Genomic DNA, 10,991 nt, shown 5'->3' with positions numbered 1-10,991 from the left:
CCGCCTGACGGCGTGGCGAAGGAGCAAGATCGGCTCGCTACCGCCCCATACTCACCGGGAAGTTCACCCACCGGGACGCCCTGCGTGCACGTACACCTGATCGAGTGAACATTCGCATACCAACCCCAACTTCTGGGTATTGACGGCCGCCACCCCGATCGGCCTCGGCGGCACGGTCTGCGAACACCCGGTCGGCCCGCAGCCTGAACGAAAGGCCCCCGGGGCGGGAGTGGGGTTCCCGACCCGGGGGCCCGTGGTGCGTCCGGCTGGTCAGGACGCTGTGGCAGCGTCGATCAGCGGTCGGTGGCAGGCCACCGTGCGGCCTGGTGCCACCTCCCGCAGCTGCGGTTCCTCGGTGGCGCAGCGGGTGTCGGCCAGGGGGCAGCGGGTGCGGAAGCGGCAGCCGCTGGGCGGGGCGAGGGGGGAGGGCGGGTCGGTGGGGAGGAGGCCGGTGTCGCGCAGCGGGCGGCCGGGTTCGGGGACGGCGGCGAGCAGGGCGGCGGTGTAGGGGTGGGCCGGGGCGGCGAGGACGGCTTCGGTGGGGCCGCGTTCGCAGATGCGGCCGAGTTGGAGCACGGCCACCTCGTCGCTCACCGCGCGGACCACGCCGAGGTCGTGGGAGATGAAGAGGCCGGCCAGTCCGCGTTCCTCGGTGAGCCCGCGCAGCAGGTTGAGCACGGTGGCCTGGGCCGAGACGTCGAGGGCGGAGACCGCCTCGTCGGCGATCAGGACGCGCGGTCCGGCGGCCAGGGCCCGGGCGATGGCGACGCGTTGGGCCTGCCCGCCGGAGAGCTGGTGGGGGCGGCGGTCGCCGAACAGGGCGGGCGGCAGGCCGACGGCCGACAGCTGCTCGGTGACGACCTGCTCGCGGTCGCGGGCCGGGTCGGGATGGGCGTCGAGGGGTTCGGCGACCAGGTCGCGGACCCGGCGGTGCGGGTTGAGGGAGGAGAGCGGGTCCTGGAACACCATCTGGAGGCGGGGCCGGACGGCCCGCAGGGCGCGCGGGGAGAGGGTGGCGAGGTCGGTGCCGTCGAGGGTGACGGTGCCGGTGGTGGGCGGGGGCAGCCGCAGCAGGGCCTTGGCGATGCTGCTCTTGCCGGAGCCGGACTCGCCGACCAGGGCGAGGGTGCGGCGCGGGTGGAGGGCCAGGTCGACGCCGCTGACGGCGTGCAGCGGGCCGGAGCGGGTGCGGTGGACGACGCTGAGGCCGGTGGCCTCCAGGACGGCCGTTCCGGGGGCGGTGGCTTCGGGGGTGACGGCTGCGGGGGCAGCGGCGTCGGGGGCGGTGGTCACGCCGCGGGCTCCAGTTCGTCGGGCGAGGAATCGGGCGAGGAATCGGGGGAAGGCGAGGACGAAGGCGCGTCAGACGGCGCGGTGAGCGGGAAGTGGCAGGCGGCGGTGTGGCCGTCCGCCGCGGTGTGGGTGGGGGGCGCGGTCGTGGTGCAGAGGTCCGTCGCCAGTTCGCAGCGCGGGGCGAAGGGGCAGCCGGGGGTGGGCCGGGTGAGGTCGGGCGGCGAGCCGGGGATCGCGGGCAGGGTGCGGCGCAGCGGGCCGGTGACCCGCGGTACGGAGCGCAGCAGGGCCGCGGTGTAGGGGTGGCGGGGGTGGCGGGTGACGGCCTCGGTGGGGCCGGTCTCCACGATCCGGCCGCCGTACATGACGGCGATCCGGCGGGCCCGCCCGTACAGCAGGCCGATGTCGTGGGTGATCAGCAGGGTGGCGAGGCCGCGGCTGCGCCGGTGCTGGTCGAGCAGGTCGAGGACGGTGCGCTGGACGGTGACGTCGAGGGCGGTGGTGGGTTCGTCGGCGAGCAGCAGGGCGGGTTCGCCGGCCAGGGCGGCGGCGATGCCGACGCGCTGGCGCAGGCCGCCGGAGAGCTCGTGCGGGTGGGCGCGGGCCCGCCGGGCGGGGTCGGGGACGTCGACGGCGGCGAGCAACTCGGTGGCGGTGCGCAGCCGTTCGCGCCGGGAGAGCCGGCGCCGGTTGGTGAGGGACTCGGTGACCTGGTCGGCGATCCGGACCACCGGGTTGAGCGAGGTCATCGGGTCCTGGTGGACCATGGCGATGCCGGTGCCGAGCAGTTCGGCGCGGCGGGTGCGGGAGGCGGCGAGCAGGTCCTCGCCGTTCAGTCGGATCTCGCCGGTGGCGACGGCCCTGGTGGTGCGGGACTCGACGCCGAGGACGGCGCGGGCGAGCACGGACTTGCCGGAGCCGGACTCGCCGACCACGCCGAGGCACTCGCCGGCCGCGATGGTGAGGCTGACGCCGTGCAGGACGTGTAGGGCGCGGCCGTCGGGGGTGTGCAGGACGGTGTCCAGCGAGCGGACGTCGAGCACCGGGACGTCGAGGGCAGGTTCGTCGAGCGCCGGGACGGCAAGGGCAGGGGAGTCGAGGTCGGGGGCGGAGGTCATCCGCGCGCTCCCTTCGGGCCGGCGGGGCCACCCGAACGCAGGTGCTCCCCGAGGTAGTTGAGGGCGAGGACGGTCAGGCAGAGCACGGCCGCGGGTGCCAGCGAGATCCACGGCGCGCTGCCGAGGGCCGTGCGCCCCTCGGCGATGATGCCGCCCCAGGAGGGCTCCGGCGGGCGCAGTCCGAAGCCGAGGAAGCTGAGCGAGCCCTCGGCGACGATGGCGACGGTGGTGGCGGTGAAGGCGAAGGTGAGGGCGGCCGGCACGACGTGCGGGACGATGTCGCGGCGCAGGATGCGCAGCGGGGCGGTGCCGAGCATGCGGGCGGCCTGGACGAAGCCGCGCTCGCTGAGCGAGAGCACGACGGCGCGCACCACCCGGGTGAAGTGCGGGACGGTGAACAGCCCGATCAGCGTGCCGATCACGGTGAGGCTGGGGCCGCGCAGCGAGACCACGATCATCACCAGGATCAGGCTGGGTACGGACATCAGCAGGTCGGTCGCGAAGCCGATCGCCTTGTCGAGCGTGCCGCGGAACCAGCCGGCGGCGAGGCCGAGCGTTCCGCCGCCGAGCAGGCCGACCAGGATGGTGAGGGCGGCGACGGTGAAGGAGGCGCGGGCGCCGGCGACGGTGCGCTGCAGGACGTCCCGTCCGGCGCTGTCGGTGCCCAGCCAGTGGCCGGGGCCGGGGGCGGCGGCGGGGTGGGCGAAGTCGCCGTGCAGCGGGTCGAAGCCGGGCAGCAGGGGCAGCAGCAGGGCGGCGAGGGCGACCACGGCCAGCCAGGCCCCGGCGGCGAGCACGCCGGCGGGGGGCCGGCGGCGGGTGGTGCGCGCCGGGGCCGTCTCGACGGTCACGGCGGTCACGGCGGTGGTCTCAGCGGTGCTCATGGGCGATCCTCGGGTCGATTGTGCGGTACAGCAGGTCGACCGCGAAGGTGGCCGCGACCACGCCGACGGCGCTGACCACCACCACGGCCTGGACGACGGGGAAGTCCCGGCCGGAGATGGCCCCGGCGGCCAGGCTGCCGACGCCGGGCACCGCGAACAGCGACTCGACCAGCACCGAGCCGCCCAGCGAGGTGCCGATGCCGATGCCGACCAGGGTGACCAGCGGCAGGCTGGAGGGCCGCAGGGCGCGGCGCAGCAGCAGCCGGGTGGTGCCCATGCCGCGGCTGCGGGCGGCGGCGATGTACGGCTGGTCGAGGGTGTCGAGCAGTTGTCCGCGCAGGGTGCGGGTGAACACGGCGGCCTCGGTGAGGCCGAGGGTGAGGGCGGGCAGCACCAGGTGGCGCAGGTTCTCGGCCGGGTCCTCGGTGAACGGGGTCCAGCCGGTGGCGGGCAGGACGCGCAGTTGGACGGCGGCGATCCAGATGAGCAGCAGGCCGAGGGCGAAGCCGGGGACGGCGAGCCAGCCGAAGGTGCCGGCGGTGGCGATCCGGTCGAAGGTGCCGCCGGGGCGCCAGGCGGAGAGCAGGGCGACGGGCACGGCCAGGGCGAGTGCCACCAGCTGGGCGGCGAGGAAGAGTTCGAGGGTGACGGGGATGCGGTCGGCGAGTTCGGTGGTGACGGCGGCTCCGGTGGACAGCGAGTGGCCGAGGTCGCCGTGCAGGGCGTCGGCGATCCACTGCCAGGTGGCGGCGAGCAGGTTGCGGTCCAGGCCGAGCCCGGCCTCGTAGGCGGAGATCTGCTCGGGGGTGGCGGTGGGGCCGAGGGCGGCGACGGCGGGGGAGCCCGGCATCAGGTGGGGCAGGTACAGGGCGGCGACGGTGACCAGCAGCAGCACGGCCGCGGCGCGGCCGAGTCGCCCGCCGTGGCGCAGCGCGGTGCGGGTGCGGGGGGTCATCGCTTCACCCACAGGGGGGCGGGGGAGACGTTGAGGACGGTGCGCTTGGACAGGTCGGGCAGTCCGCCGACCTTGGCGGAGCCGAGGAATCCGACGGTGTTCTCGGTGAGGAAGGCCATCGGCACCTCGCTGACGACCCGCCGGGCGGCCTGCTGGTAGGCGGCCGCACGCTTGGCGGTGTCGGTCGAGGCGCGGCCCTCGGCGATCGTCTTCGAGGTCTCCGGGTCGGACCAACTCATGAAGTTGTACGGCGAGTTGGGCAGGTAGAGGCTGGTGAGCGCGGTGTCGGTGTCGCCGAACATGCTGGTGGGGAAGTCGATCACCTGGAACTTGCGCTGGAGCATCGCGGTGCCCAGGCCCGTGGCGTCGAGCGGCTTGATGGTCACCTTGATCCCGGCCTCGCCGAGCATCTGCTGGATCACGGTGGCGCGCTGCTGGCCCTCGGGGCGGCTGTCGACGAGGTAGTCGAAGGCGAGGTCGGGGTGGCCGGACTCGGCGAGCAGCGCCCGGGCCTTGGCCGCGTCGTGGGCCGGGTACCCGGGGGCGGTGCGGTACGGGGAGCGGGAGCCGATCGGGCCGTCCGAGACGGCGCCCTGGTCGAGGGAGACGACCTTCTCCAGGGCCTCGCGGTCGATCGCATACTGCACGGCCCGGCGGACCCGCACGTCGTCGAAGGGCGCCGACGTGGTGTTGAAGACGATGGTGGTGGTGCCGCCGGGCCCGGTGGCGCTGCGCAGCCCGTCGGCGGCGGCCTGCTTGAGCTGGCCGGGCGTCTCGGTCCAGATCAGGTCGGTGTCGCCGGAGCGCAGCGACTGGTAGCGGCTGTCGGTGTCGGTGAGCACCCGGTAGACGAGCTTGTCGGCGTGGCCCTTGGCGCCCCAGTACGCGGGGTTGCGGGTGAGGGTGACGGAAACTCCGGGCTGCACGCTCTCCACGGTGTACGGGCCGGAGCCGACGGCGGGGGAGTCGCCGGCCGGGGCCTCGGAGACGTAGCCGAGGGAGCGGGTGAACAGGTTGGGGAAGGCGGCGTCGGGCGCCTTGAGGGTGAAGGTGAGGGTGGTCGGGCCGGAGACGGTGGTGGCGCCGATGGTGGCTGCGTCGATGGCGCAGGCGCATTTGCTCTCCGGCTTGGCGAGCCGGGTGACGTGGTCGGCGACGGCCTGGGCGTCCAGCGGCTTGCCGTCGCTGAACTTCACGCCCTCGTGCAGGTCGAGGGTCCAGACCGTGGCGTCCGCGTTGGGGGTGAAGGACTTGGCGAGGTAGGGCTGGACGGCGCCGTTGTCGCCGTTGACCATCAGCGGGTCGTACAGGGCGTTGGCGAGGACCATCATCGGCATCGAGGTCAGGGTGCCGTCGGCCGGGTCGAGCTTGGCGAACGGCCGGTCCAGGCCGATCTTGAGCGTGCCGCCGTCCACGGCCGGCCCGTCGTTCGCCGCGCCGGTGTTTCCGGCGCCGGCGCCGGAGAGCGCGTCGTCGGAGGCGGAGCAGGCGGTGAGGGTGAGCGCGGCCGTGCAGGCCGCCGCTACCAGGAGGTGGGTGTGCCGCTTCATGGTTCCTCGGTTCGGGGGAGGGGGGAGGGGAGCGGGGGCGGCCTGGGGGAGTGCGGCCGCCGACGCCCCACACCATTCCGGAAGTGGCAGTACTGCCAAAAGGCAGTTGTGCAAATTTCAGATGACGAGACCCGGAAGAGTCGGCACTCGCCTTGAGCGAGCACGGTCGGACGTGATTCGGTACTGACAGCCGCCCCCTCGGCGGCCCCATCCACACTCAACTCACCGAGAGGAAACGGAAGAACCATGCAGGGGACGGACACCGCGGCGGAGCAGGGCATGCGCGACCGCAAGAAGGCGCGCACCCGCGACAGCATCCGCACCGCGGCACTCGACCTCTTCGAGGAGCAGGGCTTCGAGCGCACCACCGTGGACCAGATCTGCCGCCGCGCCGACATCGCCCACCGCACGTTCTTCCGCTACTACCCGGCCAAGGAGGCGCTGCTGTTCGGCTGGGACTTCGGCCAGGCCATCCTCGACGCATTCGCCGCCGCCCCCGCCGAACTCCCGCTCTGGGCCGCGCTCGACCACGCGCTGACCGCTACCGGCGGCCGGCTCGAAGAGCCCGTCGAGCACACCGAGCGCCGCCGCCGGCTGCGCCGGAGCCTGATCGAGGTGCAGGGTTCCGTGCACAACTACGCCGTGGTCGTGATCGACGGCTTCACCGAACGCACCGTCACCATCGCGGCCGAGCGGCTCGGCGTCGACCCGGCCACCGACCTGCGTCCGACCGCGCTCGGCGCGCAGTTCGGCGGCATGGTGCGCCACCACGTCCTGATCGCGTCCGAGACCGGCACGGTGGCCGAATGGCGCCAGGCCTACCGGGACGTGCTCGACACCGCCGGCTGACCCGAGCCGACAGCCCCGCACCTCTACACCCCGTCACCGCGACACCCCTGGGCGATGCCGCCGGCCGTCCGGACGGCACCGCACGCCCTTTTCCGCCCCCCTCCCCCCCCTTCGCGCGGCCCGCCGCGTACCTTCACCACCTGCTTCGCACTTCCTGAAAGGCCCCCGCATGTCCCTGGTCAACTTCCGCGACCCCGCAGCGCTCGCCGACCCCGCGAGCCGGTGGATCCGCCCCGGCACCCTGTTCCGCTCCGCCCAGCCCTTCCCCGCCGCCGACGAGGCCGTCGTCGCCCAGCTGCGCGAGCACGGCATCACCACCGTCGTCGACCTGCGGGGCGAGTCCGAGAGCCGCCCCGAGGACTGGGCCGCCGCCGAGGCCGCCGGCATCGCCGTCGTCCCCGCCCGGATCGAGCCGACCAACGACGAGCTGGCGCAGGCCATGCGGGCCATGACCACCGCGGAGGACCTCGGCGCCTTCTACCTGCTGATGGCCGAGTCCGCGCCGCAGGGGCTGGCCGCCGCCGTCGAGGCCGCCGTCCGCCCGGGCGGCGTGCTGGTGCACTGCGCGGCCGGCAAGGACCGCACCGGGCTGCTCACCGCGCTGCTGCTGGAGCTGCTCGGGGTGCCCGCCGAGGAGATCGTCGCCGACTACGCCCGGACCAACGAGGCGATCGAGCAGATCTGGGCCGGCCTCGCCGACCGCAACCGGGCCGCCCTCAACGAGGTCGAGGCCGGCCGGATGGTCGTCCCCGCCCCGCTGCTGGAGGCTCCCGCCGGGGCGATGAGCACCTTCCTCGACCTGGTCCGCGCCAAGAACGGCGGCGCCGAGGGCTTCCTGACCGCCTGCGGGGTCACCGCCGAGACCCTGGACGCCTTCCGCGCCAAGGCCGCCGCCCGCACCGCTGCCCGTACCGAGGCCGGTACCGCCGCCCGTACCGCCGCGTCGAACACCGCCGAGGTGACGGCATGCTGACCCTGCTGCGGCACACCGACGGCACGCCCTTCCGCGACCTCAACCACAACGGCACCATGGAGCCCTACGAGGACCCGCAGCTGCCCGTCGAGGAGCGGGTCGAGGACCTCCTCACCCGGATGACCTTGCAGGAGAAGGCCGCGCTGATGCTGCACGGCCGGATGCTCCCCGGCGACCAGGGCCCGTTCCCCTCCGGCGCCCGCCTGATCACCGAGCGCGGCCTCACCCACTTCGCCATGATGGCCGTCCCCGACCCGCGCGCGATGGCCGAGTGGAACAACCACGTCCAGGACCTCGCCGCGGCCGGCCGGCTGGGCATCCCCGTCACCCTCTCCTCCGACCCCCGGCACGGCTTCACCGCCAACCCGGCCACCGCCCACACCGGCGGCGGCTTCAGCACCGGCCCCGAGCCGATCGGCCTCGCCGCCACCGACGACCCCGACCTGGTGCGCCGCTACGCCGACCTGATCCGCCGCGAGCTGTGCGCCGTCGGCATCCGGGTCGCCATCCACCCGATGGCAGACCTCGCCACCGAGCCCCGCTGGGCCCGGATCAGCGGCACCTTCGGGGAGGACCCGGAGCGCGCCTCGCGGATGATCACCGCCTACATCGAGGGCCTCCAGGGCGGGCCGATCGGCCCGGACAGCGTCGCCTGCATGACCAAGCACTTCCCCGGCGGCGGCCCGCAGGCCGGCGGCGAGGACTCGCACTTCGCCGCCGGGCGCCGACTGGTCTACCCCGGCGGCGAGTTCGAGACCCACCTGCGCCCCTTCGAGGCGGCCTTCGCCGCGGGCACCGCGCAGATCATGCCCGCCTACGCGATCCCCTCCGGCAGCGGCCTCGCCGAGGTCGGCGCCAACTTCAACCGGGACGTCATCACCGGCCTGCTGCGCGGTCGCTACGGCTTCGACGGCGTGGTCTGCACCGACTTCAACGCCATCACCGGCATGGACGTCCCCGGAGTGGTCACACTGCCCCCGCGGCACTGGGGCGTCGAGGAGCTGTCCGTCGCCGAGCAGGTCGTGCTCACCCTGGACGCGGGCGCCGACCAGCTCGGCGGCGAGACGGACCCGGAGCTGATCCTGGCCGCCGTCCGCTCCGGCGCGGTGACCGAGGCCCGGCTCGACGAGTCGGTCCGCCGCATCCTGCGCGACAAGTTCCGCCTCGGCCTCTTCGCCGACCCGTACGTCGACCCGGAGGCCGTCGCCGACCTGGTCGGCGCCCCCGAGGGCCGGGCGCTGGGCCGCGAGGTCCAGCGCCGCTCGGTGGTCCACCTGGCCGGCGAGCCGCGCACCGCCACCCGGCTGTACGTCGAGGGCATCGACCCCGCCGTCGCCGCCGGGTACGGCACCCTCGTCGAGGACCCGGAGCAGGCCGAGCTGGCCGTGATCCGCCTCGCCACCCCGTACGAGCGGCGCGAAGGGATGCTGGAGCAGCACTTCCACAGCGGCTCGCTGGAGTTCGAGCCGGCCGAGGTCGACCGGCTCACCGCACTGGCCGCCGCCGTGCCCACGGTGTTCGCCGCCCAGCTGGAGCGGCCCGCCGTGCTCACCCCGCTCGCCCCGCACGCGGCGCTGCTGATCGGCGAGTTCGGCGCCGCGGACGAGGTCGTGCTGGACGCCGCGCTCGGCCGGGCCCCGATGACCGCGACGCTCCCGTTCGACCTGCCCCGCTCGGACGCCGCCGTCGCCGCCTGCCGCGAGGACGTGCCCTTCGACACCCGCGCCCCGCTCTTCCGGCACGGGCACCGGGCCACCGGGGAGATCTGAGGCACCCTGGCCGGGGCCTGCCACGGACCAGTGGACCCGTGGCAGGCCCCGGCGCGGGTGGATCCGAGCCGCTGATCAGACCGGATGAATTACCGGCGCTCTCGCCCCTCCACCGGTGTGTGCGGCCGACCGATCGGGTACCGGTGCATTTCGTCCGCCTCCCCCATCCGGCCCGCGCGGCCCAGACCTGGAGGTCCGCATGTCCACCGACTCCAGCGCACGGAACTGCCCGTTCGACTTCGCCGAGACCCTAGAGTTCGACCCGACGCTCCGGCAGCTCATGAACGACGCACCGGTCAGCCGCATCCGCCTGCCCTACGGCGAGGGGGAGGCCTGGCTCGTCACGGGCTACGACGACGTGCGCACGGTCACCACCGACCGGCGGTTCAGCCGCCACGCCATCGTCGGCCGGGACTTCCCGCGCATGACCCCGGAGCCGATCGTCCAGGCCGAGGCGATCAACGTCATGGACCCTCCCGCCAGCGCCCGCCTGCGCAGCCTGGTGTCCAAGGGCTTCACCCCCGACCACATCGAGCGGATGAGGGAGCGCACCCAGCACGTGGTGAACGGGCTGCTGGACCGCATGCGGGACCAGGGCCCCCCGGCCGACCTCATGGAGCACCTGGCCCACCCGCTCCCGCTGATCACGATCTGCGAGGTCCTGGAGATCCCCGAGGCCGACAGCGCCCAGCTGCGCGCCAACGCCCGGACGATGATGGACGTGAGCCTGGCCAACAAGCCGAACGCGGTACGCGCCAAGGCCGACCTGCGGGCGTACTTCGCCGAGCTGACCGCCGAACGGCGCAGGAACCCCGGCGACGACCTGATCAGCGTGCTGGCCACAGCCCGCGACGGCGACGAGGTCCTCGACGAGCAGGAACTCACCGTGATGGCCATGGTCCTGCTGATCACGGGCCAGGACACCACGACCTACGAGCTCGGCAACCTCTCGTACACCATCCTCAGCCGGCCCGACGTGCTCGCCGCACTGCGCGAGCGGCCCGAGACGCTCTCCCGCACGCTCCAGGAGCTGCTGCGCTTCATCCCCTTCCGCAAGGGCGTCGGCATCCCCCGGGTGGCCCTTGAGGACGTGGAGCTGAGCGGGGTGACGATCCCGGCGGGGGACATCGTGCACGTCTCCTACCTGACGGCCAACCGGGACGGCCGCAGGTTCGACCGGCCCGACGAGCTGGACCTGGAGCGGACCAGCCCCTCCCACATGACCTTCGGCTGGGGCGCGCACCACTGCCTCGGCGCGCCGCTGGCCGTCACCGAACTCGAAGTCGCCCTCGGGACCCTGCTGGAGCGCTTCCCCAGGATCGCGCTGGCGAAGCCGGCCGCCGAGCTGGCGTGGAACACCACGTCCATCTGGCGCTATCCGCTGGCGCTGCCGGTCACCTGGTGACGGTGCCCCCACGCTCCGGCGGCCGCCCGCAGCCACCCGCTGCCGGAAACACCGCGTACATCGGCCCGCACACCCCGGGGTGTGGGGGCCGACAATCGGGGCGGGCCCGCCGTGCGTATATTTGGCGAGGTGGGCTGAACCAACTTGTGGGCCGCCCGACCCGCCGCACCCCCTTAAACCCTACAACGCTCCGGC

General features: G+C 74.0%; 9 protein-coding genes. 4 read left to right on the top strand and 5 right to left on the bottom strand.

Annotated features, from left to right (window positions below):
- Positions 1 to 270: 270 nt before the first annotated feature.
- The 5 genes from ACFV6D_RS21965 to ACFV6D_RS21945 are packed head-to-tail and all read right to left on the bottom strand — an operon-like array spanning position 271 to position 5,800.
- On the bottom strand, positions 271 to 1,293 hold the full coding sequence (locus ACFV6D_RS21965; RefSeq protein WP_380560850.1) for an ABC transporter ATP-binding protein: 1,023 nt from the start codon (positions 1,291 to 1,293) through the stop codon (positions 271 to 273).
- The gene (locus ACFV6D_RS21960; protein WP_380423062.1) at positions 1,290 to 2,411 is read right to left on the bottom strand and encodes an ABC transporter ATP-binding protein; all 1,122 of its coding nucleotides are present in this window, start codon (positions 2,409 to 2,411) and stop codon (positions 1,290 to 1,292) included. Before ACFV6D_RS21960 ends, ACFV6D_RS21965 begins: the two co-directional genes overlap by 4 nt.
- Complete coding sequence (locus ACFV6D_RS21955) at positions 2,408 to 3,295, bottom strand: ABC transporter permease (RefSeq protein WP_380560849.1); 888 nt, start codon at positions 3,293 to 3,295, stop codon at positions 2,408 to 2,410. Before ACFV6D_RS21955 ends, ACFV6D_RS21960 begins: the two co-directional genes overlap by 4 nt.
- Positions 3,282 to 4,250, bottom strand: a complete 969-nt coding sequence (locus ACFV6D_RS21950; protein WP_063352102.1) for an ABC transporter permease — start codon at positions 4,248 to 4,250, stop codon at positions 3,282 to 3,284. The genes ACFV6D_RS21955 and ACFV6D_RS21950 overlap by 14 nt, the downstream gene beginning before the upstream one ends.
- The gene (locus tag ACFV6D_RS21945) at positions 4,247 to 5,800 is read right to left on the bottom strand and encodes an ABC transporter substrate-binding protein (RefSeq protein WP_380423065.1); all 1,554 of its coding nucleotides are present in this window, start codon (positions 5,798 to 5,800) and stop codon (positions 4,247 to 4,249) included. The genes ACFV6D_RS21950 and ACFV6D_RS21945 overlap by 4 nt, the downstream gene beginning before the upstream one ends.
- 246 nt (positions 5,801 to 6,046) lie before the next feature.
- Here ACFV6D_RS21945 and ACFV6D_RS21940 point away from each other — a divergent pair, with 246 nt between their 5' ends.
- The 4 genes from ACFV6D_RS21940 (at position 6,047) to ACFV6D_RS21925 (ending at position 10,796) form a co-directional block, all read left to right on the top strand.
- Complete coding sequence (locus ACFV6D_RS21940; protein ID WP_063352100.1) at positions 6,047 to 6,649, top strand: TetR family transcriptional regulator; 603 nt, start codon at positions 6,047 to 6,049, stop codon at positions 6,647 to 6,649.
- 169 nt (positions 6,650 to 6,818) lie between these two features.
- Complete coding sequence (locus ACFV6D_RS21935; RefSeq protein ID WP_380560848.1) at positions 6,819 to 7,622, top strand: tyrosine-protein phosphatase; 804 nt, start codon at positions 6,819 to 6,821, stop codon at positions 7,620 to 7,622.
- On the top strand, positions 7,616 to 9,391 hold the full coding sequence (locus ACFV6D_RS21930) for a glycoside hydrolase family 3 protein (RefSeq protein ID WP_380560847.1): 1,776 nt from the start codon (positions 7,616 to 7,618) through the stop codon (positions 9,389 to 9,391). The genes ACFV6D_RS21935 and ACFV6D_RS21930 overlap by 7 nt, the downstream gene beginning before the upstream one ends.
- Positions 9,392 to 9,590: 199 nt before the next feature.
- A complete protein-coding gene (locus ACFV6D_RS21925; protein ID WP_380560846.1) occupies positions 9,591 to 10,796 on the top strand; it encodes a cytochrome P450 in 1,206 nt (401 codons plus the stop codon).
- The last annotated feature ends 195 nt before the right edge of the window (positions 10,797 to 10,991 follow it).

Origin of the sequence: Kitasatospora sp. NPDC059812 (assembly GCF_042732075.1) — a bacterium.
Taxonomy (GTDB): domain Bacteria; phylum Actinomycetota; class Actinomycetes; order Streptomycetales; family Streptomycetaceae; genus Kitasatospora.
The sequence above is the reverse complement of the archived record's forward strand: the minus strand, read 5'-3'. Positions and strand labels throughout refer to the sequence as shown.